This is a genomic window from Corynebacterium sp. LaCa_205 (assembly GCF_057458085.1).
Genome location: NZ_CP190931.1, coordinates 501,198 through 524,165, shown reverse-complemented (window position 1 = coordinate 524,165; position 22,968 = coordinate 501,198). Strand labels below are relative to the sequence as shown.

General features: G+C 61.2%; 22 protein-coding genes and 1 pseudogene. 7 read left to right on the top strand and 16 right to left on the bottom strand.

Translation table 11 applies throughout. From position 1 onward, the window contains the following. Positions 1-39: 39 nt before the first annotated feature. The 4 genes and pseudogenes from ACP8J1_RS02660 to upp form a co-directional block, all read right to left on the bottom strand. The gene (locus tag ACP8J1_RS02660; RefSeq protein WP_023020677.1) at positions 40-1,467 is read right to left on the bottom strand and encodes an NAD(P)H-quinone dehydrogenase; all 1,428 of its coding nucleotides are present in this window, start codon (positions 1,465-1,467) and stop codon (positions 40-42) included. A 70-nt stretch (positions 1,468-1,537) separates the two neighbouring features. Further along, positions 1,538-2,728 (bottom strand): M20 family metallopeptidase, encoded by a 1,191-nt coding sequence (locus tag ACP8J1_RS02655; protein WP_023020676.1) that lies wholly within the window; start codon positions 2,726-2,728, stop codon positions 1,538-1,540. A 93-nt stretch (positions 2,729-2,821) separates the two neighbouring features. After that, positions 2,822-3,196, bottom strand: coding sequence for a helix-turn-helix domain-containing protein (locus tag ACP8J1_RS02650; RefSeq protein ID WP_023020675.1), 375 nt, complete (start codon positions 3,194-3,196; stop codon positions 2,822-2,824). A 47-nt stretch (positions 3,197-3,243) separates the two neighbouring features. Continuing rightward, a pseudogene (upp, locus tag ACP8J1_RS02645) lies at positions 3,244-3,879 on the bottom strand (uracil phosphoribosyltransferase). A 57-nt stretch (positions 3,880-3,936) separates the two neighbouring features. On the opposite strand from upp, the gene ACP8J1_RS02640 reads away from it, so the two are divergent. From ACP8J1_RS02640 to ACP8J1_RS02630, 3 genes are read left to right on the top strand one after another with little or no spacing between them, the layout of a single operon-like run. Continuing rightward, entirely contained in the window at positions 3,937-4,215 is a 279-nt protein-coding gene (locus ACP8J1_RS02640) for a hypothetical protein (protein ID WP_023020673.1), read from the top strand. Next, positions 4,216-5,154, top strand: coding sequence for a C40 family peptidase (locus ACP8J1_RS02635; protein WP_023020672.1), 939 nt, complete (start codon positions 4,216-4,218; stop codon positions 5,152-5,154). Between the two features lie 51 nt (positions 5,155-5,205). After that, a complete protein-coding gene (locus ACP8J1_RS02630) occupies positions 5,206-6,444 on the top strand; it encodes a hypothetical protein (RefSeq protein ID WP_023020671.1) in 1,239 nt (412 codons plus the stop codon). 299 nt (positions 6,445-6,743) lie between these two features. Here the strand turns inward: ACP8J1_RS02630 and ACP8J1_RS02625 are convergent, their stop codons facing one another. Genes ACP8J1_RS02625 through ACP8J1_RS02615 form a run of 3 tightly spaced genes read right to left on the bottom strand, consistent with a single transcriptional unit; the run spans position 6,744 to position 9,365 of the window. Next, positions 6,744-7,769: an alpha/beta hydrolase gene (locus tag ACP8J1_RS02625; RefSeq protein WP_232212577.1), complete on the bottom strand. Its 1,026-nt coding sequence runs from the start codon at positions 7,767-7,769 to the stop codon at positions 6,744-6,746. 6 nt (positions 7,770-7,775) lie between these two features. Further along, positions 7,776-8,453 carry a type 1 glutamine amidotransferase domain-containing protein gene (locus tag ACP8J1_RS02620; protein ID WP_023020668.1) on the bottom strand — a complete coding sequence of 226 codons (678 nt, stop codon included), beginning with the start codon at positions 8,451-8,453 and terminating at the stop codon, positions 7,776-7,778. A gap of 21 nt (positions 8,454-8,474) precedes the next feature. Further along, on the bottom strand, positions 8,475-9,365 hold the full coding sequence (locus tag ACP8J1_RS02615; RefSeq protein ID WP_232212576.1) for an amidohydrolase family protein: 891 nt from the start codon (positions 9,363-9,365) through the stop codon (positions 8,475-8,477). Positions 9,366-9,404: 39 nt separating this feature from the next. Between ACP8J1_RS02615 and ACP8J1_RS02610 the strand changes: the two genes are divergently transcribed. Continuing rightward, on the top strand, positions 9,405-10,598 hold the full coding sequence (locus ACP8J1_RS02610; protein ID WP_034655769.1) for a D-alanyl-D-alanine carboxypeptidase family protein: 1,194 nt from the start codon (positions 9,405-9,407) through the stop codon (positions 10,596-10,598). Here ACP8J1_RS02610 and ACP8J1_RS02605 read toward each other — a convergent pair. From ACP8J1_RS02605 to ACP8J1_RS02575, 7 genes are all read right to left on the bottom strand, one after another. Then, complete coding sequence (locus tag ACP8J1_RS02605; RefSeq protein WP_023020665.1) at positions 10,561-11,487, bottom strand: RDD family protein; 927 nt, start codon at positions 11,485-11,487, stop codon at positions 10,561-10,563. The two genes, ACP8J1_RS02610 and ACP8J1_RS02605, sit on opposite strands and share 38 nt — an antisense overlap. 55 nt (positions 11,488-11,542) lie before the next feature. Then, positions 11,543-12,622 (bottom strand): YhjD/YihY/BrkB family envelope integrity protein, encoded by a 1,080-nt coding sequence (locus ACP8J1_RS02600; protein WP_023020664.1) that lies wholly within the window; start codon positions 12,620-12,622, stop codon positions 11,543-11,545. 102 nt (positions 12,623-12,724) lie between these two features. Beyond that, positions 12,725-13,750, bottom strand: coding sequence for a tryptophan--tRNA ligase (trpS, locus tag ACP8J1_RS02595; RefSeq protein ID WP_023020663.1), 1,026 nt, complete (start codon positions 13,748-13,750; stop codon positions 12,725-12,727). Positions 13,751-13,870: 120 nt separating this feature from the next. After that, positions 13,871-14,062: a hypothetical protein gene (locus ACP8J1_RS02590; protein WP_023020662.1), complete on the bottom strand. Its 192-nt coding sequence runs from the start codon at positions 14,060-14,062 to the stop codon at positions 13,871-13,873. Between the two features lie 51 nt (positions 14,063-14,113). Beyond that, positions 14,114-15,085, bottom strand: a complete 972-nt coding sequence (locus ACP8J1_RS02585) for a trimeric intracellular cation channel family protein (RefSeq protein WP_023020661.1) — start codon at positions 15,083-15,085, stop codon at positions 14,114-14,116. After that, positions 15,085-16,002 carry an exodeoxyribonuclease III gene (locus ACP8J1_RS02580; RefSeq protein WP_023020660.1) on the bottom strand — a complete coding sequence of 306 codons (918 nt, stop codon included), beginning with the start codon at positions 16,000-16,002 and terminating at the stop codon, positions 15,085-15,087. Before ACP8J1_RS02580 ends, ACP8J1_RS02585 begins: the two co-directional genes overlap by 1 nt. 21 nt (positions 16,003-16,023) lie before the next feature. Then, positions 16,024-17,277 (bottom strand): MFS transporter, encoded by a 1,254-nt coding sequence (locus ACP8J1_RS02575; RefSeq protein WP_023027815.1) that lies wholly within the window; start codon positions 17,275-17,277, stop codon positions 16,024-16,026. A gap of 215 nt (positions 17,278-17,492) precedes the next feature. Between ACP8J1_RS02575 and ACP8J1_RS02570 the strand changes: the two genes are divergently transcribed. Further along, complete coding sequence (locus tag ACP8J1_RS02570) at positions 17,493-19,706, top strand: NADP-dependent isocitrate dehydrogenase (protein ID WP_023020658.1); 2,214 nt, start codon at positions 17,493-17,495, stop codon at positions 19,704-19,706. 72 nt (positions 19,707-19,778) lie between these two features. Here the strand turns inward: ACP8J1_RS02570 and pdxT are convergent, their stop codons facing one another. Both pdxT and pdxS read right to left on the bottom strand, forming a co-directional pair. After that, a complete protein-coding gene (gene pdxT / locus ACP8J1_RS02565; protein ID WP_023020657.1) occupies positions 19,779-20,372 on the bottom strand; it encodes a pyridoxal 5'-phosphate synthase glutaminase subunit PdxT in 594 nt (197 codons plus the stop codon). After that, on the bottom strand, positions 20,366-21,268 hold the full coding sequence (gene pdxS, locus ACP8J1_RS02560; RefSeq protein WP_023020656.1) for a pyridoxal 5'-phosphate synthase lyase subunit PdxS: 903 nt from the start codon (positions 21,266-21,268) through the stop codon (positions 20,366-20,368). The genes pdxT and pdxS overlap by 7 nt, the downstream gene beginning before the upstream one ends. Before the next feature lie 81 nt (positions 21,269-21,349). Between pdxS and pdxR the strand changes: the two genes are divergently transcribed. Then, complete coding sequence (pdxR, locus tag ACP8J1_RS02555; RefSeq protein WP_023020655.1) at positions 21,350-22,654, top strand: MocR-like pyridoxine biosynthesis transcription factor PdxR; 1,305 nt, start codon at positions 21,350-21,352, stop codon at positions 22,652-22,654. A 37-nt stretch (positions 22,655-22,691) separates the two neighbouring features. Next, positions 22,692-22,853, top strand: coding sequence for a hypothetical protein (locus tag ACP8J1_RS02550; RefSeq protein WP_023020654.1), 162 nt, complete (start codon positions 22,692-22,694; stop codon positions 22,851-22,853). Positions 22,854-22,968: the final 115 nt, after the last annotated feature.

Below are 22,968 nucleotides of genomic sequence, written 5' to 3'. Positions count from 1 at the left end.
TACCAAGGCGGGCGCAAAAGAAAGGAACCGAAAGAAACTTTACTCCAGATCGTCGTGAGCCACGAGGCGTCGCGCGGCCTCGGTAATGGTGCCGGACAGAGACGGGTAAACGGCGAAGGAATCGGCCAGCTGATTTACGGTGAGCTGGTTGGTCACGGCCATGGCGATGGGCAGAATGAGCTCGGAGGCGGTCGGTGCAACGATGACGCCACCGATAACGCGGCCGGAGGTCGCGCGGCAGAAGAGCTTGACAAAGCCGTGCTGGAGCGAGCGCATCTTGGCGCGCGGGTTGGTATTCAGCGGCATGGTGATGGTGCGGGCGGCTACCTCACCGGCCTCGATTTCTGCCTGGGTGAAGCCTACAGCGGCAATCTCTGGGCGGGTAAAGACGGCGTTAGCCACGGTCTTTAGACGCAGAGGGGACACACCCTCACCGAGGGCGTGATACATAGCTACGCGGCCCTGCATTGCAGCAACGGAAGCCAACGGGAAGAGGTCAGAGCAGTCGCCAGCGGCGTAGATGCCCGCGATATTAGTGCGGGAGACGCGGTCAACCTGAATGTGGCCAGACTTGGCGGTTTCCACGCCAACGTTCTCCAGCTTCAAGTCCTTGGTATTCGGGATGGAGCCGATAGACATGATGACATGGGAACCGGTAATTTCGCGGCCGTCTTGAGTGGTCACCAGCACATTGCCGTCCTCGGTGCGATTGACGGTTTCCACGCGGCAGTTCTTTTCCAGCTCAACGCCGCGCTCGCTAAGCACGGTCTCGAGGACGTCGGCAGCGTCGGCGTCGTCATGCGGCAAAATGCGGTCGCGGGAGGCAACCATGGTGACCTTAACGCCCAGCTCCGCAAAGGCGGAGACGAACTCGGCACCGGTGACGCCGGAACCGACGACGATGAGGTGCTCCGGCAGCTCGGTGAGGTTATAAACCTGCTGCCAGGTAAGGATGCGTTCGCCATCCGGCTGCGCACCAGGTAGCACGCGCGGGGTGGCGCCGGTAGCTACCAAGACGAGATCTGCGTTAATGGTTTCCTCGTGGCCATCCTCATTGAATACGGCAGTGACCTTATGGCCGCCGAAGGCATCGGCTTCCTGATCCTCTGGGAAATAGCCGCGGCCATCGATAACGCGTGCGCCCAGGGACTCCACAGTGGCGCGGATATCGGAGGACTGCTTGCTTGCCAGATCCTGCACGCGCTTATTCAGTGCGGTCAAGGAAAGATGGGCCTGACCAATGCCCTGGTTAAGTTCCATATCCTCGGCACGGCGCAGGTCGGTCTTGATATTGGCACCAGCGATGAAGGACTTGGAAGGAACACAGTCCAAGATAACGCTGTTGCCGCCCATGCCCTGGTCTTCAATAATGGTGATTTCTGCACCATATTTAGCACCTGCCAACGCGGCCTCATAGCCGGCTGGGCCGCCGCCGATGATGACGATTCGCTTGGTCTGGTTCAACACGCACTTGCTCCTTTATCGGCTCCACTTTAAAAGTCGCTTACGAGTCTAACGTGTGGGACCTTAAAGCGCGTTAGTCTGTCTCCGCATTCTCCCCTATGAACTGCTCAACCACGGCGCCGAAGAGTTTGATGCCCACGCCGATGGCTCGCTCGTCCACGATGAGATCGCCCATGTGCAGGTCATGCTGCTCGCCTTCGCCGGACCAGCAGCCCAGCCGCGCCATGGAACCAGGGACCTTTTCCAGGTACCAAGAAAAGTCTTCGCCACCGGAGGACTGCGGGGCCTGGACCACGGCCTGCGGATCGATGGATTGGGCGGCGGAGGCAAGCAGGGCGGTTGCGACGTCGTCGTTAAGCACCGGTGGTACGCCGCGGTTATAGGTCAGCTCATGTTCTACGCCTACCGGCGCGAGGATTTGATCCACCAGTTCGGTAAAGAGGCTTTGCATATCGCGCCAGATGCCAATATCGGCCGTGCGCATGGTGCCAGTCAGGCTGCCGGTCTCTGGAATGGCATTGGGTGCATACCCCGAGTTGACCTGGCCAAAGACCAAAACGGTGCCGGTGCGCGGGTCAACGCGGCGCGAGAGCAGCGCGGGCAGTTCGGTGATGACCTTGCCCAGGGCATAGACGACGTCGGCGGACAGGTGCGGACGGGAGGTATGCCCGCCCGGACCCTTGATATTGAGCTCCACTACGTCAGTAGCGGAGGTTATCGCCCCGGCGCGAATGCCAATTCGGCCCACGCGCAGCTTGGGCTCGGCGTGGATAGCAAAAATGGAATGCACGCCTTCCAACGCGCCCCATTCAATAACGTCGGTCGCACCGCCGACCCATACTTCTTCGGCGGGTTGGAAGATGACTCGAATACCCAGCGGCAGGTCGTGGACACGCTGAAAATCCGCCAACGCGCAGGCCAAGCCGAGCGCCACGGTGGTGTGTACATCGTGGCCGCAAGCATGCATCTTGCCGGGCACCTCAGAGGTATATTCCAGGCCGGTGACCTCGGTGACTGGCAGGGCATCAATATCCGCGCGGAAAGCTAATCGGCCTAATTCCGTATCGGGGCCAATGTCTACCATGAGGCCGGTCTGTGGGAAACGCTGGGGCACCAGACCGTAGTCCTGCAGGATTGAGGCGAGAAAGTTGGTGGTTTCTACCTCTTGGTTCGCGGTTTCCGGGTGGCGGTGGATATGGCGCCGCCACGCGATGACCTCCGCACGGTGGGCATTGAACCACTCGTTGATGAATTCCGAGATCATCCGCGTGCCTTCCCTGTCGTTGAAATACGTCTGGGTGCAAAGTCTACAACTAGACCATGCGGTTCAGTAACTCAGGTGGTGATACGGCTCGCGCTAGGCCGAGGCCCCATTCCACGTAGCGGCAAACCGACGCTGATCCACATAGCCTTGTGGGAAGGGCGCGACATCCTCGGCGGCCGCCACCGCGGAATCAGCTAAGTGCCCTTCCACCACGTCTCCGCCGGCTGGCAGCAATACCGCCGGCGGGATCTCTAGGGCTAGGGCCAGCTTATATACCGTAGAAAGCTGCGGGTCGGCCATGGCATGCACGCCATTTTCATTGCGCTCCAAATTGGAAATTTGGCTGCGGGAGACCCCAGAAATCTCCGCGAGCGCCTGTTGCGAAATCCCCCTACGTTTCCGCACGCGCCGCAATTGCTGTGAAAATCCGTGGCCATAACTCGACCACATTAAATGAATGAAACTCATATACTCCCCCTGGAAAGTGCGGTCGCCTTTCCAGGGAGAACACTACCTTAAAGGTCGATATTGCGCGGGCCGTAGAGGCGGTCGCCAGCATCGCCCAATCCCGGCACGATATAAGCATCTTAATTCAGGGAAGGATCGATGGCGGCGGTAACCAAACGTACCGGCAGGCCGGATTCGGCCAGTGCATCCACGCCTGGCTGTGCCGAGACCATGCAAATGGCGGTGATATCGGTGGCGCCGCGGTCAGCAAGTAGGCGCAATGCGTGCAGCAGAGAACCACCGGTAGCCAGCATCGGATCCACCACAAACACAGTGCGGCCGGTGAGATCTTCCGGCAGTGCTTCCAAGTACGGCACCGGTTCGTGTGTCTCTTCATTGCGGGCCATGCCGATAAAGCCGACCTGTGCATCCGGAATCATGGACAGGGCCGGATCCACCATGCCCAGCCCGGCGCGGATGATCGGCACGATAATGGGCGGGTCCTGCAGGCGGGTGCCTTGTGCGGTAGAAACCGGGGTGGCGCAGTCGAAGTTCTCCACGGCAAGGTCGCGGGATGCTTCGTATACGAGCATGGCGCCCAAGTCTTTTAAAGCGGCGCGGAAGGCGGAGTTATCGCTGCGCGCATCGCGCATGAGTGTCAGGCGGGCGGCGGCTAGCGGGTGGTCTACTACGTGGATGTCCATGACCACCACTTTAAACTTTTTGGGAACCAAATGGGCCATTGGGCAGTCCAATAGGGCATGAGACCTTTCACGATCGATACCGACTATGCCCGCCACCTCGCCCGCGACCTGCATGCCCAGTCCCAAGGAGAGAATCCGCCCCATCCCGTTTTGCCTGAAGATTCCACTTTCACTGCTTTTAATGAGGCCGTGCATGCCGCGCTCGATAATGTGGGCGCGCGCATGAGCGTGCTACGCAACGATATGGGGCAGGTAGCCCACTCCGGTTTCCGCATGTCGCGCGAGGCAGAAGATACCGATGCCGCGCTAGGCCAGCATCTTGGGGCGGCGATGTAGATGCTCGATACCGCGCTCAAGCAGATGGCCACCATGCAACCGGCGCAGCTTCCGGAGGTAGAGCTTCCCCGCGTACCGGACCTTTCCGCCGCCGCGCCTTTGGCAGCCATCGCCCACGGCAATCCCGCTCCTTTACTCGAGTCAGCGAAAAACATCGACCTCGATAAGGAAACCATCTCGGCTGCGCTCGGCCAGGCCCGCACCTTAGTGACAGGCACCATCCGGGATCTGGTGGGCATCGCGACACAATTGCTGCGCCAGGGACTTCCCACCGCGCTGGGTCTCCTTTCGCTGGATCCGTCGGCGCGTGCAGCCGCTCTGGCTCAGCTTCGCGCACTTATCTCCCAGCACCTGGGCATGGCCTCTGCTCGCGTGCAACGCCTGATGGGTGATCTCAGCGCTGCCGCTCAATCCTTGCAGCCGGTAGCGCAACGGCCGGTGCACTCCGCGCTTGCCGACGCCCCCGTAAGCCCCACCGGCGCCCAGCAAGCCACCGCTCTTCCGGAACAATCCGCGGCGGGCGCTGGTGCCGACGCCACGGCACACGAGGCTCCCTTTCCCTCCCCCGCACCAGAGCCCGCGGCCGAAGGTGGTTCGGCCGCGGGTCAGGCTGCCGTCGCCGCCGCGAAGAGCCAAGTGGGCCAGCCCTATGTATGGGGCGGTACCGGAAACGGCGGGTTTGATTGTTCGGGACTTACCCAATGGGCCTATTCGCAGGCCGGGGTGGACTTACCCCGCACCGCGGATCAACAAGCGGTGGGCCAACAAGTCAGCGCGGACCAACTCCAGCCTGGTGACCTGGTGGTATGGGACGGGCACGTGGCAATGTATTCCGGCAATGGCGAAATCGTGGAGGCTGGAGATCCGGTGCAAACTAACCCGCTGCGCACTACAAATATGGGTATGCAGTTCAAAGGCTTTTGGCGCCCTACGGCCTAAGGCCGATGCTCTCTCGCGCGCTACTTGGGGCGTTGGGTAGACTAAAACGCCATGAGCACCCGCGCAATTGTACCTGTAAAGCTCTCGCTGACCGAGGGCGATTTTTATACCCTCTGGGCACCCAAGTGGCGCCAAAATGGCTCCGAGTGGCAGGCCTTTCTGGGCGATGATGAGGATGTCCTAGCCTTTAACTCGCCGGCCGAGCTGCTGTGCTTCGTGGAGTCTGGCACCAAGCACGATTTGCTGGACCATCCGCAGTGGGACCAATTCGCCGGCCGCGATGCGGACCGCGTTACCCCTGCCGAGCGCCATGAGTATGACCTCATCGGCATGCCGGAGGCTCTGGCTGGTCGCCCGAGCCACCAGAACGTCTCCACCGTGGCCCGCAACTTGGAGATTGCCTCCGCGCTTGCCGACGTCGCCGGTGCAGAACACACCACCATCTTCTTCGCTTCCCACTCCATCCTGCGCAATGTTTCCCGCGGCGCCGACCACTACTCCGGCGAGCAGGGCATGAGCGAGTGGTCCGGCGTGGGCCACGTCATCGCCGGCAATTGGAAGGGAGTCATCGAGGATCTGGATCAGCACGTTCGCGTGGTCTCCACCGATGACTTTGACGCGGCCAAGGTTTCCGATGCCAAGGAGCGCATCTCTTCTGCTGCCGCCGCCTCCGCAGCAGCGGCTAAGGAAGCCGAAGAAAAGCGCAAGGCCGCCGCCGAGGCAGCCGACCCGTACGACAACTCCCCGTGGGCCGCCGCCGGCATCGATCCCATCAAGATCACCGCGCAATCCAAGTCCGTCTACACCCTGCGCACCTACCTGGACGGCAAACCCATCTTCTTGGGCAAGTGGGGCGAAATCTTCACCTTCGATTCTCCGAAGACCTTGGTGCGCTGGATCATGGACAACGATGACCACGACCTAGCCCGCGTATCCACCTGGGAAGAGGTTGTCTCCGCTGCCAACGCCGGCGAATTGGAGGTACAGGTCCACCCGGATAACCAGTACTCTTTCAATGGCATTGTGCGCGATATTGAAAAGGGCCCAGAGGCTGTCGATTCCGATCAGATGGCGCGTTGCTACGAAGTATGCGCCGATGCCGCCGACTGGGCCGGCGACGATTCCATTAACTCCTATATGCTGGCCAACCCCCGCCTGCAGGACTACTTGGGCTACATGCTCGGCTCTACCGAGCACGCCGGCTACGTTCCCTCCAAGCCTTATACCGAGCACGCCGAGTCGTGGAAGGGCTTGGAAGACATGCTCATCAAGCGCTTCTCCAAGTTCTAAACCAGCACGGTCTGTGCCGCCTCACTTCTTCTCTACCACACAACAGGTGGGAGGAGCGGGGCGGCTTTCTGCGTTTAGTGGCCCCGTTCTTCTTTTTCTTGGCGTCGGCTCCGGTCGCGCATGTATTTATCGAAAAGCAGCCATACGATAAACAAGCCGAGCCCGACAATGGACCGGGCCAGGGTCCCTAGTCCAAAGACCCCGCCCAGTATCAGGCCGAGCACAATAGCGCTGACGAAGAATACGACCCACGATACGTGCGTGTTGTAGTTCACCGCTTGACCTCCCTGAGTGTGACTTTAAAGGTGGCGGCGGAGGTGGTCAATGAGGGCGTCGATAAGCTCACTCGATTGCGGGGCTTTGGGTTTAATCTGGTCAAACCCGTGGTAGGCACCGGCCCATACATCGAGGGTGGTTTCCACGCCGGCTGCGTCGAGGGTTCGAGCAAAAGCGACGGATTCATCGCAGAAAAGATCAATGCCACCGACTCCGATCCAGGTCGGCGGCAGGCCGGAGAGATCGGCTCGCGTGGCCGGCGAAGCATAGCGCGGCAGGTCAACATCCAGGTGATCGTTTCCCAGGTACATGGACCACGCGCCGCGGTTCGAGCCGGCCGTCCAGATGAACTGGCCCACCGCGCCGGACTTATCCGTGGTGCGGTGATCGAGCATGGGATAGACCAAGCCGAGTGCGCGGACCGGATGGCCCTCGTCGAAAGCACGCTGGACCAAGCCTGCGGCGAGTCCGCCGCCTGCGCTATCACCGGCGACGGCGATGCGCGAGGTATCTCCGCCCAAGGTATCGCCGTGTTCTTGTACCCAACGCAGCGCGGCATAGCATTCATGATGGTCTGCTGGAAACGGCTCCTGGGTGGATTTGTGGTAGCGCGGGGCTACCACGATCGCGCCCAGCTCGGCCGCCATACGAGCATTTTGCGGGTCATACATGGCCGGACCACCGATGAGATGGCCGCCGCCGTGCGTCCACACCACCACGGGGCGCGGTCCTGATGCGGCTGCTCCTGCGGAAGCACTGCGTGGGGTAAGTACGCGGGCGCTAAAAGCGTGGCCATCGAAGGAGGCGGAAAGCTCCGTAATGTCCACCGCATGCCGGATCGGCCGAGAAAAGTCGATGGTGGCGAAGAAGCGGCTGGCGCGGGCAAAGGTGGCGTCGGGAAGCACGTGCATCGGCAGATATAAAACCGGGCTGCGCAACCCCGGTGCTACCTCGCGCAGGTACGGCCGCCGACTTAGTGCATATGCCACCGCCCCAGCGGCCGCGGCAACCCCGGTTAGGGCTGCCCCGGCCTTGAGAAATCGCGGCATGCGCATTTAGAAGTCGCGCAAGATGCGCTGTGCCAGCGGCTCGGAAGATGCCGGGTTCTGGCCAGTGTAGAGGTTGCGGTCCACGATGACGTTCGGGGACATGGGATCGGTTTCCTGGTAATCCGCGCCGAGCTCGCGCAGGCGGGTCTCCAGCGCCCACTTAGCTGCGGCCACCATCTCCTCGCCTTCTTCGGCATTGCTAAAGGCGGTCATCTTGTAACCCTTGAACGGCCAATTCTCGTTATCTACTGCCAAGAGCGCAGCCGGGGCATGGCAGACCAAACCGAGGGCGCGGCCAGAATCCATGCGAGCCTGCAGAAGCTTAGCGGAATCCTGGTCATAGGCCAGATCCTCCATTGGGCCGTGGCCGCCTGGGTAGAAGATGAGGTCATAGTCTTCCTCATTGACATCGGCCAGGTTCATCGGGTTTTCCAGTGCTACGCCCAATTCTGCGAGGTAATTTTCCTGCGCTTCGCGCACATTGTCTGGCAGAACCTCCAGGCTGTACTCGTCTACTACAGGAGCCTTCGCGCCCGGAGTAGCGAAGTGGATATCCCAGCCCGCGCCCTGGAAGACGCGGTGCGGAGCAATAAGCTCCTCGGCCCAGTAGCCGGTAGGGCGCTTAGTGCCATCGGCCAGCGTCCATTCCTCAGCGGCGGTAACAACAAAAAGTACAGAAGGCATCTAAATCTCCTCTAATCGTTTTCATTCTTCAGCGGCTTCTGCCGCATCAGCGAGGGATTCCTCCGTATCCGGGCCGGCAAGCTCCGGATCAGATAGTTCCTCGTATGCTGGCAGGATAACCGTTTCTAGCAGATGCTGCCGTAATTCCTGGTCAGCGAAGGAATTCTCTATCGCTTTGACGGTGAGATCGAAAAATTCCTCCAGCCCATACCCAAAGGCCTCGCTTAGCGCGAGGAACTGCTTGGTCAGCGTGGTATCACCAGAGGAAATAGTGCAGGTAAAGCCCAGTTGCTGCAACAGTGGCAGCGGGTGGTCATTGAGGTCCTCGGTTTCCTCAAGGGGAGTAAAGACGAGCGGGATGTGACGGTCGCGGATGTATCCAGAGGCCTGGCCGGGCACAATGCCCTCAATATTCGCGCTGAAGTCATCGATCATATTGACCGGATGGATCAGGCGATTCACGCCTGCCTGGGCGGCACGTTCTACTTCTGCGAAGTCTTCTCCCACCTGGATCTGGGTGGGCAGGTAAGCCGCACGAAAATCTGCGGCCCCGCTCGCTTGGCCCTGCGGCAGGCTATAACCCACCACGGGGGCATCATCAGGCACTGCTTCCTCTGGGGCCGAGCCAGCGAGGACAAGGCGGGAGTCAAGACCAGCGATGCAGGCGGCTGCGGCGGCCTCCACCACAGCGGCAGCGTCGAGGCCAAGCTCTGCGGGGTCTAGGTGCACCTCTGCGTAGACCACGCCGTCTGCGGCCAAGGCCTCGTAGCGCTCACGGATGGTCGCGGTAAGCTCCTCCGGCGTAGCGGCCGTGGAGGTAATGGTCTCAAAGAGGGAGACCTTAGGAAGCTTGGCCACCACGTCGGCGGCGGAGTCCTTGTTTTCAGGGCTAATCAAAGGCGCGTCATGCATGCGTCCCATCGTAGGCACGGGCCTAAGATGTGTCATGTCATGAAAAGAATTCTCGCTAGTTCTCTCACCGCCGTCTTGCTGAGCGGCCCACCGCTCGCGCTGGCGGAAGCGCCGACTACTCCTACCACCACGCGAACCACTGCCCCGGATACCGATAGGTGCCCCCACGCCGAGCGGCCGGAAAAGGCCACTACCACCTCGGAGCGGCTCGCCCCCGGGCAAGCCTCTCCCACCCCGCTGCCGCCGGTGGATAGCGATGAGGCCTGTGGCACTACCCTGCCTGCGGGGTTCCATGTGGACAAGGATGTAGTGGCCGCAGCATGGATGGTCTCCGATATCGATACCGGCGAGATTATCGCGATGAAGGACCCTAACGGCCGCTACCGGCCGGCCTCTATCATTAAGGCGCTGCTGGCGCTCGTGGTCATCGACGAACTGGATCTGCACAAGAAGGTCGAGGTAGGCGAAGAATCTGCACAGATTGACGGCTCTGCGGTGGGCATCGGTCCCGGTGGCAAATACACGGTGGAGCAGCTCCTTGAAGGATTGCTTATGGCCTCCGGCAACGATGCCGCGCACGCGCTGGCTCAGGAATTGGGTGGCGACGAGGTCACTTTGCGCAAGGTCAATGACAAGGCGGCCGAGATTGGCACGAATTCCACCTTTGCGGCCAGCTACTCTGGGCTCGACGCCCCCGGCATGTCTACCTCGGCCAAGGATATTTCCCTCATTTACCGCGCGGCCTTCCATAACCCGACCTTTGCGCGCATTGTCGATACGGAGTCCGTAGATTTTCCCGGCTGGGGAGATTTTGACGGCTACCAATTAGGCAACGATAACGGGCTCTTCCTCAACGATCCGGACGGCATTGGTGGCAAGACGGGTTTTACCGATGATGCGCACCATACCTTCGTCGGTGCGCTCGACCGCCACGGCCGGCGCTTGCAGGCGGTCTTACTCGATACCACCGTGGAGCACGGCCCGCGTGCCTGGGAACAGGCCCAAAAGCTTTTGTACGAGGCCTATAAGGTTTCCCCTGGGGATGGCGTAGGCCAGCTGCTTTCCGACGCCGACTCCCCTGCCTCCCCCGCACCCACACCTGCGCCCGATACCCAGGAACAATCTGCAAACTCCTCTTTAGCTGGGGTGCAGGGGTGGCTTGGCTGGGTCATCGCTGGCGCTGTAGCTTTGCTGGCTATTTGCGTGGGTGCTTTTTCACTACTTCGGCGTTAGCCCACTCATCGTGGGAGCCGCGGCGGTTATTTTTCTCCGTAATGGTGAAGGTGTGCACGCCGGCACCCACCCAGCTGGCGAAGGTGCCGGGGCCCGGCACAATATTGACTAGGCGCCACCACTGACGCTTTGCGGACTGGGTGAGGCTAAGCCGCTCTTTGGTATCGACATCGCGCACTGTGTAGCCCATCAGCAGCTTGGCCGGGCTGGCGCCGAGCCAACACTCAGTGCCCAAAACGTAGAGCAGCAAGATGATGACACCACCGATAAACGTCGAGAGTTCATCCACACCACCAGAAAGCAGCGCGCCGCCGAAGCTACCACTGATAAGTGAGAAAAAGAATAGATCCAAAATGGCCATTCCGATACGCGCATCTTGACCGGCGCGCTGACTAATTTCAGGCGCTGGGTGCTGTATCTGCGGTGCGGGCATGGACGCATTCGCCGCCGCCGGAGGGAAAGGATTGTGCTGCGGGGCAAAGGGGTTGCGTGAATACGGCGACCCATAAGGGCTAGCAGTCTGCGCAAATCGTGGTTCTTGGTGCGCTTGGTGCCCCGGTCCTGCCGGCTGACCGGGCTGGAAGGACTGAGCGTGCTGTTGCTGCGGCCGCGGGCTCCACTGGCCTATCGCGCCCAGCTGTCCCAAGTCACCCCACGTGGGGCGCAGACCCGTCTCACACGCCTTATCGTATTCCGCGCGCTTCGCAGCAGACCCCAAGACGCTGGCGGCGATGCGGAGCTGCGCACGCCGCGGGTCCTCGATGTCTTGACCTTGCTGCTCTAGCGACAAATCCTTGGACTCCAGTAAAACTAAGAGTTCCCGCTCGCCATCGCGGCGGTCTAGTCCCCATTCTTCATAAAGATTCGGTGCGATGTCATTGGCGTTCATAATGTTCTATCTTAAAGCCGAATAGCAGCGGCGTCCTCACCCCTTAGGAGGAGATTTACTTGCGGCGCAGCAAGCTAAACGCACCCACGGCCGCAGCACCCAAAGCAGCACCAATGCCAAAGGTCGCGCCTGCCGGTGCGCCCTCCTTGACCTCATTGCGCACGCGAATAACGGCTGGCTCTGGGACGGGCGGGTGCGCAAACTTCAGGGACTCGGCGGTGGTGGCGGTCCACGCAGAGATATACAGCACCACGCGCCAAATCAGGTACATGACCACCATGAGCACGATGACCGGACCGAAGACCGCGCCGGCCGGGCTGCCGGTAGCAGAAGACATGATGACCGTAGACAGCTGCTTGAGCAGCTCGAAAGCCACCGCACCGATGGCCGCACCGATGAGGCCAGATTTTTTCGGCACCTTGGTGCGCGGCAGGATCATAATCATCCACCACATGACGATGAAGTTAGCCAAGAGGCCCACTGCCAAGCCGACAAAGAAAATCACAAAATCCATGCCCGGGAAGGACTCGATGCCGACCTTCTCAAAAATCTTCTGGGTAAGACCAGAGGAACCGGCGGCAGTCACGCCAAAGGCGATGAGGAACGCCAGGATCAGGCCGATGAGGCCTACCAAGTCAGAAAGCTTCTTCTTCAGGAAGGAACCGCCTTCGTTGGCGTCGATGCCCCACATAGCCGAGATGCCGATGCGCAGGTTATTCATCCAGCCCAGTCCGGACCACAGGGTGGTCAAACCACCGATACCAAACATGGCCCCGCGCTGCTCAATGGCCGTATCGAGAATCTCGTTGACCGTATCGCCCATATCTCCATCTAGCGAGCTGGTGATCTGGGACTGCAAATCATTGAGCAAGTCCTCGCGGTTAGCCAAGACGGCGGCAACGGTAGCCACGATCAGCATCGCGAGCGGGAAGATGGATAGCACCGAGTAATAGGTGATGCCGGCGGCAAACTGATTGCCACCTTCTGCACCATAGCGCTCGTTCATGCGCATCAGATGATCAACGAATCCGGACTTGGCGCGGATCTTATCTACCGCACCAGGATCGTCGGCATTGGCGCGTTCGATGCCGTAGTGGTCCGTCTTCTTCGAGGAGGATTGCGTGGTGGTAGGCACGTGCTTCCCTTCTTGCTCGCACAGTATTTATCCCACCTAGAGTAACTGGCAAATGCCCTGTTGTCCCTTTGTAGGGTGGAGCACGGGGAAGCAGCCCCCTTGCTACTTGCGCAGGCGGGGAAGGAAGCCGACCTTTTCATAGACGTCGTCGACAAGCGGCTGGGCAATTTCTTGCGCCGTTTCTGCGCCCTTGGCCAGGATGCGCTCGAGCTCGCCGCGATCCGCCATCAGTTCGTCGTAGCGTGCCTTGAGCGGAGTGGTAAATTCCTGCAGCGCATCTGCGGTATCGACCTTGAGGTGGCCATAGCCCTGGTCGGCGTACTTCTCCACCAGGGAATCGATGGATTCACCGGTCAGCGCGGACTGGATGACCAATAGGTTAGACACACCCGGCTGATTTTCGCGGTCAAAGGCTACCGAACCCAAGTCATCCGTCACGGCGGACTTAATGCGCTTGGCTGAGGTTTTCGGCGCGTCCAAGAGATTGACCAAGCCCTTGGGGTTGGCACCGGACTTAGACATCTTGGAGGTCGGCTCCTGCAGGTCATAAATCTTGGCCGCGCCCTCTGGGATAAACGGCTCCGGTACCTTGAAGGTATCGCCGTACTTATTGTTGAAGCGCTCGGCCAGGTTGCGGGTCAACTCTAGGTGCTGGCGCTGGTCTTCGCCCACGGGCACATAATCCGGCGAGTACAGCAAAATATCTGCGGCCATGAGGATCGGGTAGGTAAATAGGCCTACCGAGGTGCGGTCCGCTCCCTGCTTGGCGGATTTGTCCTTGAACTGGGTCATGCGGGAGGCCTCACCAAAACCGGTCAGGCACTGAAAGACCCAGGTCAACTCCGTGTGCGCAGGCACGTGCGACTGGACAAAGAGCGTGGACTTGTCCGGGTCAATGCCTAGGGCAATAAGCTGGGCGGCACCCGCGATGGTGCGGTTGCGCAGCTCCTCGGGATTTTGTTCTACGGTTATCGCGTGCAGGTCAGGGATGAAGTAGAAGGCATCATAGCCGTCCTGCAGGTCAATCCACTGCTTGAGCGCTCCCAGGTAATTACCCAGGTGATAGGAATCAGCGGTGGGTTGGATACCGGACAGGACGCGGGAAACGGTGGAATTGTCTGCAGTCATGGTGCTTTATCCTACCCCCTAGCTCCCGCGCGCGGTCCACATCCTTCCCCCAGCAGTGCCCCTCCCGGATCGAAAAATTCCCCCCCGCCCGGAGGGCAGAGGGAATGCGACGCAAAGATTTTAAATCTTGCGGGAGGTGGGGCTGACCACGTCCATCAGGATGGCCCAACCGGAAACCATCAGCGCGCCACCTACGCCCATGAGCACGATGGGGCCGAGGAAAGCGAAGGACGGACCAACAATGGTCCACCACCAAATGCTCAGGCCGAGGATTACAGCGCCGAGGACGAAAGAAATAATTGCGCGAGCCATGAACTTTCTCCGTTGCAGATTACTGATTTTTTTGACCTGCCTATGGTAGCACTACTGCTTGTGTTTAGGCGCCTTGCGCTTGCCGACGTCCCCCTTATTGAAGCTCCACTGCTGCTCCACGTTTACTCCCCTCGCCCCTGGCGAGTGCCGGCCACTCGGCCGGGTAATCGATTGTTGCTTCGGGCGGCGCGCGATGCGGTTGCTGGAAACATCGTCGTAGTCCGCCCCCTCTGCCGCAGTAGAAAAAGCTCGTGTCTTGTTCTTAAACGGGCGGCTTAAAGGCCTAGTCAACGGACGCGTGATGGGGCTGGCGTAACGCGTGGCCGCGCCTGCCTTGCGCTTGGCTTTGCGGGCGCCATCGCGCACGATGCGCGCGGACAACCGCAGGCGCGGGTCCATCTGCTGTTCGGCATCGCGATATTCAAAGACGGGCAGGCCTTTCTTGAAGTAAATCGCAGCCAAGCGGGCAATGAAACACACAGAGGCGGTGATGATCGCGGCCGGTTCCTCGGCCAGACCGCCGTGGTAGAGCGTCATAAAGAGCACCGCGGCCAGCACCGAGATAGCGGCGTAGAACTCGCCGGAAAAGACCAGCGGAATGCGATCTGACAGCAGGTCACGCAGCACGCCACCAAAGACGCCGGAAATCACCGCAGACACCGAGGCAATAATGAACCCGTGGCCCAGGTGGACTGCGATTTGGGTGCCCAGCACCGAAAAGACCGCGAGCCCTAGGGCATCCAAGATGAGGAAGAGATGGCGGAAGTAGTGCATAAGGAAGGACATGCCCACCGTCACCACTGCTGCCACGATGACAATCACCAGATAAATGGGGTGTTCTACCCAAGTAAATGGAGGATCATCGAGGATCATATCGCGCACCGTGCCGCCGCCTAGCGCAGTCATGGAGGCGATCATGGTGACACCAAATAGGTCGAGTTTTTGGCGTCCAGCGGATAATGCGGCAGTCATGGACTCGGCCGTAATGCCGACTACATAAAGGACGCTAAATAGTGGCGTCATCAGCTGTACTCCACCACTAGTGGGGAATGGTCGGACCAGCGCTGCTCCACGGTGGGGGCCTTTTCCACCCAGGTGCGCTGCGCGCGCTCCAGCATCGGGCGGGTAGCCGCCTGGTAATCGATGCGCCACCCGGCGTTGTTATTAAAGGCCTGGCCGCGGTAGGTCCACCAGGTATAGGGTCCGTCTTCGTCCGGATGGAGGCGACGGGCTACGTCGAACCACTGTGGCTCTGTGGTTGGGGCCCACGGCTCGCCGCCGGCGTAGTCGACGACGCCCTGCCATTGCCCCAGGTTCTTCTTTTCCTGCGGCTCATCATCCGGGAACGCCCCAAAGACATGGTCCATGAAGGCGCGCTCTTCGGGCAGGTGGCCGGCCTTCTTTTCATTGGCCTTATTATTCTTTAGGTCCTGGGCGCGGTGGCAGATATTCCAATCGCCGCCGATCACCATTTCGGCCGGGCTGCCATCGGGATTGGTGCGCGCCGCGTTATCCGCCAGAATGTCTTGGAACTCGTCCAAGAAGCGGTACTTTTCATCCAACTTCGGCGAATCCGTATCACCGGAAGGCAGGTACAGAGAAGCGACGCGGATATCGCGGGTGGTGGCCGCAACCCAGCGGCCGGCGTCGCTAAAGGAGCCGAAGCCCACTTCGACGTCGGCAAGCGGGGTGCGAGACAAAATGCCCACGCCGGCGCGGCCTTTTGCGGCGGCGTCGGCAAGAGCCAAATGCCAGCCCGCCTCCAGGGCCGGGGCCAAGGCCTTTTCGGCCTGCTGCGGGGTAGCGCGCACCTCTTGCATGAGCACGATATCGGCTGAAGTCTCTTCTAACCAGGCATTCATGCCGGGGTTATTTTCATTGCGCTGCTTGCACGCAGCGCGGATTCCGTTGACGTTAACGCTCGCGATGGTAAGGGTCATGCCAACAGCATATCGGTCCGCTTATGAATGGCGAGCAAGACGCTTTTTATCCCACATCGTCGCAGCCCACACCAGGCAACCCGCAGCCGCCAGGCCAGCACCCGCCAGTGCCGGAGCGGAGTAGCCCAAGCCAGCACCCACGACGGCACCGCCAATGGTCGCGCCCGCTGCATTCGCAATGTTCAGCGCGGACTGATTGAGCGCGGCGGCCAAAGTCTGGGCGTCGCCAGCCACATGCACCAAGCGCAGCTGCAGCGAAGGCACCAGAGTCGAGCCCATAAATGCCACGCAGCCAAAGCAAATCGTGGCCGGGATGGCGTGTCCAGAGAGGAAGTAAAAAGCGGTAAGGATAACGATAAGGCAGGCCAAGGCAAAGATGATGCCAAACTCCAGGTTGCGGTCCGCCAGCCAGCCGCCGAAGGCATTGCCGATGGTCATGCCGATGCCATAGGCCATGAGCACCACCCAGATGAGGCTCTGATCCATGCCGGCGACCTCGGTCATGGTCCAGGAAATATAGGTATAGACGGAGAACATACCGCCGAAGCCCACCACGCCCATGATGACGGTGAACCACACCTGGCTGTTTTTAAACGCCCCGAACTCCGTGCGGATATCGGTCTGCTTCATCTCCGTCATGTGCGGCATCAGGAAAAACAACGCAATGGCGGTGATAATGCCCAGCGCCACAACCACAAGGTAGGCCGCCTGCCAGCCTAACGCGGAGCCAAGCGCCTGCGCGGCCGGCACCCCAATGACCGTGGCGATGGCCAGACCCATGCCTACGTAGGCCATGGCCTTGCCGCGGCCGCCTGGAGGCGCCATGGATGCGGCCGAAAGGTTCGCCACGGAGAAATAAGCACCGTGCGGCATACCCGCAATGAAGCGCGCCACCATGAGGATGGCGTAATTCGGTGCCACCACCGATAGCAGGTTTCCCACCACGAGGAATCCAATGAGCAGCAGGATCAAGCGACGGCGTGGGAGCTTGCCGGTAAAGGCCGCAATCAGCGGGGCACCGACCACCACGCCCATCGCGTAAATGGTGATGAGAGTCGAGGCGTTTTCTTCCGAAATGCCAAAATCATCCGCGATAAGCGGCAGCAGGCCCATCGACACGAACTCCGTAGTGCCAATGGCAAAGGCACCAAGCGCCATCGCCACCATGACAATAGCGCGGCGACCAGCGGTAATCTCCGTTTGTAAAGGCAACGGACGACGCCGAATGCGGGGTTCATGGGCGCTGCGCGGGCTTAGCTCGTCGATGATTTTCATGGAGAGTGAGGGTACACCCCGCGTTTATCTGCAGCATGCCCGCAGCGGGAGGCCGTGAATATCTCCACCCCGCCAGCCAGTGGGTGATGCTAGCCACGCAACCCTTTTCAAGGGGAACAAATGGGGGATCACTATCAGCAAACTGGCCCACATGCCGCCCACAAAATCGGTATTCTGGGCACTTGAGCAATTTTCCAACGTTAATTAGGAGAATCATGGCAAAGATTACGTGGACCCGTACCGATGAGGCGCCGCTGCTGGCGACCTACTCCCTCAAGCCCATCGTGGAGGCCTTCGCTTCTACTGCGGGCATTGACGTAGAAACCCGAGATATTTCGCTGGCCGCCCGCATCGCCGCGCAGTTCCCAGAGCGCCTGACCGAAGAGCAGAAGGTCGAAGACGCCTTGGCAGAGCTGGGCAAGATGGCCAAGACTCCGGAAGCAAATATCATCAAGCTGCCGAATATTTCCGCTTCCCTGGTGCAGCTGAAGAAGGCCATCGCGGAGCTGCAGGCTGCCGGCTACGACCTGCCTGATTACCCGGATAACCCTTCCACCGAGGAAGAAAAGGACATCGCTACCCGCTACGATTCCGTCAAGGGCTCCGCTGTTAACCCGGTGCTGCGTGAGGGCAACTCCGACCGCCGCGCACCGGAGGCCGTGAAGAACTTTGTCAAGAAGCACCCGCACCGCATGGGTGAGTGGTCCAAGGACTCCAAGACCAACGTTGCCACCATGGCGGACAACGACTTCCGCCACAATGAAAAGTCCGTCATCCTGGAAAACGAGGACACCTTGTCCATCGTCCTTAAGACCGCCGACGGCGAGCAGACCCTGCTGCCGGAGTTGCCGGTTCTCAAGGGCGAGGTCATCGACGGCACCTTCATGTCCGCCAAGGCTCTGGATGAGTTCCTCATCGCACAGGTCAAGCGCGCCAAGGAAGAGGGCGTGCTCTTTTCCACCCATCTGAAGGCCACCATGATGAAGGTCTCTGACCCCATCCTCTTCGGCCACGTCGTCCGCGCTTTCTTTGCTGATGTATATGACAAGTATGGCGAGGAGCTGCTGGCTGCCGGCCTCAACGGCGAGAACGGCTTGGGCGCTATCTACGAGGGCCTGAAGAACCTGGACAATGGCGAAGAAATCAAGGCCGCTTTCGATGCCGCGCTTTCCGACGGCCCCGACCTTGCCATGGTCAACTCCCACAAGGGCATCACCAACCTGCACGTGCCTTCCGACGTCATTATTGACGCCTCCATGCCCGCCATGATCCGTACCTCCGGCCACATGTGGAATAAGAACGACGAGGAGCAGGACACCCTCGCCGTCATTCCGGATTCCTCCTACGCTGGCGTGTACCAGGCTGTTATCGAGGACTGCAAGGAAAATGGTGCCTTCGACCCGACCACCATGGGTACCGTGCCGAACGTTGGCCTGATGGCGCAGAAGGCCGAGGAGTACGGCTCCCACAATAAGACCTTCAAGATCCCGGCCGCGGGCACTGTTGAGGTTCGCAACTCCCAGGGCGAGGTCCTCATCTCCCACGACGTGGAGGAAGGCGATATCTGGCGCGCCTGCCAGACCAAGGATGCCCCGATCCAGGACTGGGTCAAGCTCGCCGTCAACCGCGCTCGCCTGTCCGGCATGAAGACCATCTTCTGGCTCGACCCAGAGCGCGGCCACGACCGCAACATCAAGTCCCTAGTGGAGAAGTACCTTAAGGACCACGACACCGAGGGCCTAGACATCTCCATCGAGGACCCGGTAACCGCTACCAAGACCTCCATCGAGCGCATCCGCCGCGGCGAGGACACCATCTCCGTTACCGGCAACGTGCTGCGTGACTACAACACGGACCTCTTCCCCATCCTCGAGCTGGGCACCTCCGCCAAGATGCTATCTGTGGTTCCACTCATGGCAGGTGGCGGCCTCTTCGAGACCGGTGCCGGCGGCTCCGCCCCGAAGCACGTCCAGCAGGTAGAAGAAGAAAACCACCTGCGCTGGGATTCCCTCGGCGAGTTCCTGGCCCTGGCCGAGTCCTTCCGCCACGAAAAGCAGACCAACGGCAACGAGAAAGCCGGCGTCCTAGCCGCTACCTTGGACAAGGCCACCGAGCGCCTACTCAATGAGGGCAAGTCCCCGTCCCGCAAGGTAGGCGAAATCGACAACCGCGGTTCCCACTTCTTCCTGGCCACCTTCTGGGCCGAAGAGCTGGCTAACCAGACCGATGATGCCGATCTCGCCGCAGCCTTCAAGGACGTGGCTTCCCAGCTGTCCTCCCAGGCAGACGAGATCGCCCAGGCGCTTGTAGACGCCCAGGGCAGCCCCGCCGACCTCGGCGGCTACTACTGGCCAAATGACGAGAAGACCTCTGCCGTCATGCGCCCAGTTGCTAGGTTCAACGAGATCATTGACGGACTGAAGAAGTAATTCTTCCCAGGCAAAAGCCGCCCCGCAGCGTTCATCAATTCGCTGCGGGGCGGCTTTGGTATGCGCGCAGATTTAGAAGCTATCGAGCCAGGCGGCGTGCACGCGAGCGTCGCCATTTTCTTCTGGGTGAAAGCTCAGCGCCGTCACGCGGCCTTGGCGCACACCGACCACCGCGTCGCCGTCCTCGCCCGGCGCCGTCGCGATGACCTCGACGCCCTCGCCTACGCGGGTGACCAGCGGTGCGCGGATAAAGCTCGCCTCAATCGGCAGCGACTGGTCTTTAGCAACGACCACGTCCACTGTCCGCTCGGCGGAAAAACGCTGGTTGCCAAAGGCATTGCGCCGCACCGTCACATCCAGCAGGCCCAAGGTCTGCTGGCCCGGCGCGGGGTTATCGAGCTCGCGGGCACAGTAGATGAGCCCAGCGCAGGTCGCGAGCACGGGCAGGCCTGCAGCTGCGGCGTCGCGCAGCGGCTCGGCCAGATCGAAGCTGCGCGCCAGCTTGTCGATGACACTCGACTCGCCGCCCGGAATCACCAGCCCGTCGAGCCCGTCCAGGTCCCGCGGCACCCGCACCCGGCGAGTAGCAACACCGAGCTCATCAAGAATGCGCAGGTGCTCCTCGACGCCGCCCTGCAGCGCCAGCACCCCAACGGTGGCTACCATCCGCGCTCAGCCAGGCGGTGCGGCGCGGGCACGTCGTTGACATTGATGCCCACCATGGCCTCGCCCAGGCCGCGGGAGAGCTTGGCTAGTTCGGCGGGCTGGTCGTAGAGGGTCGCCGCCTTGACGATGGCCTCCGCACGCTTGGCGGGCTCGCCGGACTTGAAGATGCCCGAGCCGACAAAGACACCTTCGGCGCCCATCTGGCGGACAAGGGCGGCGTCGGCAGGCGTGGCCACGCCACCGGCAACAAAAAGCACAACCGGGAGCTTGCCGGTCTCCGCAACCTCTGCGACCAGGTCGTACGGCGCCTGCAGCTCCTTGGCCGCGACGTAGAGCTCATCGCGATCCAGGTGGCGCAGGCGGGCAATCTCGGCCTTAATCGTGCGCAGGTGCTTCACGGCCTCCGAGACATCGCCCGTGCCGGCCTCGCCCTTGGAACGAATCATGGCCGCACCCTCGGTGATGCGGCGCAGCGCCTCACCCAGGTTGGTCGCGCCACACACGAATGGCACGTCGAAGTCCCACTTATTGATGTGGTTGACATAATCGGCCGGGCTGAGCACCTCGGACTCATCGATGAAGTCCACACCCAGCTCGCCGAGGATCTGAGCCTCCACAAAGTGGCCGATGCGGGCCTTGGCCATGACCGGGATGTCCACCGCCTCGACGATGCCCTCAATTAGTTCTGGGTCCGACATGCGGGCCACCCCGCCCTGCGCACGGATATCGGCCGGCACGCGCTCGAGCGCCATGACTGCCGACGCACCCGCATCCTCCGCGATGCGCGCCTGCTCCGGCGTGACGACGTCCATGATGACGCCGCCTTTCAACATATCGGCTAGTCCTCGCTTCACGCGCGTAGTGGCGCGTCCTTGTTCATTTACCTGTTCAGTCATAGGTCACATAGTGGCCCACACAATTGGTACAAGACAAGAGCCATTTTCAGCGTGTTGGATTAGACCACTTATGATGAAGGAGTGCCTCTCCGCCTCGATCCCTCTGATACGCGGCCGCTGCCCGTGCAAATCGCCGCGGCCCTGCGCACCCAGGTTGCCGCCGGCGTCCTCCGGCCCGGCGAGCGCGTTCCCTCGACCCGCAACTTGGCTTCGCAGCTCGGCGTTTCCCGAGGCAGCGTAGTCACCGCCTACGAGCAACTCACGGCCGAGGGATACCTTACGGCCGAGGTTGGCTCCGGCACCGTCATCAACCCGCTGCTCCCCCACGCCCGCGCCCCGCGCCCGGAGCCGGCCCCCATACCGGCCGCCGAGCCCGAGCTGGTGTCACTGACGCCCGGACTGCCCGACACCGCGGGAATCCTCACCCCTGAATGGAGGGCCGCGTGGCGCGCTGCGGCCGTCGACCCCTCCGGCGACCTTCCCCGCGAGGTCGCCGCGCACCTGCGCCACATGCGCGGGCTTAACGTCGACCCAACCCGCATCCTCATCACAGCCGGTGCCCGCGATGGCCTTTCGGTACTCCTGCGCGCCCTCGGCCGCCAGCTACGTGTGGGCGTGGAATCACCCGGCTACCCTAGCCTGCGCCGAGTCCCCCAGGCCCTCGGCCACACGCTGCTGGAAATCCCCACCGGCCGCGACGGCGTCACTGTTCCCACCGCCGACCTCGACGCCCTCATCGTCACCCCCAGCCATCAATATCCCTACGGCGGCTCCCTGCCTGCAGCCCGGCGCGCAGAGCTCGTCGAATGGGCCCGCGCACATGACGCCCTCCTCATCGAGGACGACTTCGACTCCGAGCTGCGCTACGTCGGCCAGCCACTTCCCGCCCTGGCCGCGCTCGCCCCAGAACACACCGTGCTACTCGGGACTTTTTCCTCCGTCATTTCCCCCTCGATTGCATGCGGTTACCTCGTCCTCCCGCCACGCTTGCGCCCGGCCGTGGACCGTGTGCGCGATATCTTCGGCCAACCCGTCGGCTCCATCCCCCAGGCCGCGCTCGCCCACTACCTTGCCAGCGGCGCTTTACGACGCCACACCGGCCGCATGCGCCGCACCTATAAACGCCGCCGCAACCTAGTGGCCGAAGCGCTTGGCTCCATTGATGGCACCCAGCTCCTTCCCATCCACGGTGGACTCCACGCGGTCCTACTGTGCGACCCGGCCGTTGTCCCCCGCGCCGCCGCCCGCGGCATCAAACTCACCCCGCTGCGCGATTATTGGGGCGGGGCCGAAGCTGAAGACGGCGTCGTACTCGGCTTCGGCCACCTCAGCGATACCGAGCTACGCGAAAGCCTTTCTGCAGTCGCGGCGGCTTTACAGGGGTGATACCGTAAAGCCCACGTTTATAAACGAAAGGTAATAGATGTCTTTAGGTCCGATTGAGCTCCTTCTCATCCTCGTTTTCGTCCTTATCCTCGCTGGAATTATCGCCCTCGTGGTCAAGCTCGTGCGCAATAGCAATGACACCCGCGCGAATACTAGCCGCATTGCTAATCAGCTCGAGGAACACGACCGCCGCAGCTAAGAAAGACACCCCACCAGACCAAGCTCCACACCGACCGCTTGGTCTATTTTTATTCTCACGGCTGCCAGCGCGTTTCCACAAAATCGTTCGCTATATATACCGCTTGGTCTAGTCT

What these genes read in the sequence shown, in the direction of transcription:
- ACP8J1_RS02615 (WP_232212576.1), bottom strand. Translation starts at nt 9,365, where the DNA reads ATGCATGACGCGCCTTTGATTAGCCCTGAAAACAAGGACTCCGCCGCC.
- ACP8J1_RS02570 (WP_023020658.1), top strand. Translation starts at nt 17,493, where the DNA reads ATGGCAAAGATTACGTGGACCCGTACCGATGAGGCGCCGCTGCTGGCG.
- ACP8J1_RS02655 (WP_023020676.1), bottom strand. Translation starts at nt 2,728, where the DNA reads ATGATCTCGGAATTCATCAACGAGTGGTTCAATGCCCACCGTGCGGAG.
- ACP8J1_RS02575 (WP_023027815.1), bottom strand. Translation starts at nt 17,277, where the DNA reads ATGAAAATCATCGACGAGCTAAGCCCGCGCAGCGCCCATGAACCCCGC.
- ACP8J1_RS02550 (WP_023020654.1), top strand. Translation starts at nt 22,692, where the DNA reads ATGTCTTTAGGTCCGATTGAGCTCCTTCTCATCCTCGTTTTCGTCCTT.
- ACP8J1_RS02635 (WP_023020672.1), top strand. Translation starts at nt 4,216, where the DNA reads ATGCTCGATACCGCGCTCAAGCAGATGGCCACCATGCAACCGGCGCAG.
- pdxT (WP_023020657.1), bottom strand. Translation starts at nt 20,372, where the DNA reads ATGGTAGCCACCGTTGGGGTGCTGGCGCTGCAGGGCGGCGTCGAGGAG.
- ACP8J1_RS02590 (WP_023020662.1), bottom strand. Translation starts at nt 14,062, where the DNA reads ATGGCTCGCGCAATTATTTCTTTCGTCCTCGGCGCTGTAATCCTCGGC.
- ACP8J1_RS02650 (WP_023020675.1), bottom strand. Translation starts at nt 3,196, where the DNA reads ATGAGTTTCATTCATTTAATGTGGTCGAGTTATGGCCACGGATTTTCA.
- ACP8J1_RS02620 (WP_023020668.1), bottom strand. Translation starts at nt 8,453, where the DNA reads ATGCCTTCTGTACTTTTTGTTGTTACCGCCGCTGAGGAATGGACGCTG.
- ACP8J1_RS02580 (WP_023020660.1), bottom strand. Translation starts at nt 16,002, where the DNA reads ATGACCCTTACCATCGCGAGCGTTAACGTCAACGGAATCCGCGCTGCG.
- ACP8J1_RS02605 (WP_023020665.1), bottom strand. Translation starts at nt 11,487, where the DNA reads ATGAACGCCAATGACATCGCACCGAATCTTTATGAAGAATGGGGACTA.
- ACP8J1_RS02610 (WP_034655769.1), top strand. Translation starts at nt 9,405, where the DNA reads ATGAAAAGAATTCTCGCTAGTTCTCTCACCGCCGTCTTGCTGAGCGGC.
- pdxS (WP_023020656.1), bottom strand. Translation starts at nt 21,268, where the DNA reads ATGACTGAACAGGTAAATGAACAAGGACGCGCCACTACGCGCGTGAAG.
- ACP8J1_RS02625 (WP_232212577.1), bottom strand. Translation starts at nt 7,769, where the DNA reads ATGCCGCGATTTCTCAAGGCCGGGGCAGCCCTAACCGGGGTTGCCGCG.
- ACP8J1_RS02585 (WP_023020661.1), bottom strand. Translation starts at nt 15,085, where the DNA reads ATGACGCCACTATTTAGCGTCCTTTATGTAGTCGGCATTACGGCCGAG.
- ACP8J1_RS02640 (WP_023020673.1), top strand. Translation starts at nt 3,937, where the DNA reads ATGAGACCTTTCACGATCGATACCGACTATGCCCGCCACCTCGCCCGC.
- ACP8J1_RS02630 (WP_023020671.1), top strand. Translation starts at nt 5,206, where the DNA reads ATGAGCACCCGCGCAATTGTACCTGTAAAGCTCTCGCTGACCGAGGGC.
- trpS (WP_023020663.1), bottom strand. Translation starts at nt 13,750, where the DNA reads ATGACTGCAGACAATTCCACCGTTTCCCGCGTCCTGTCCGGTATCCAA.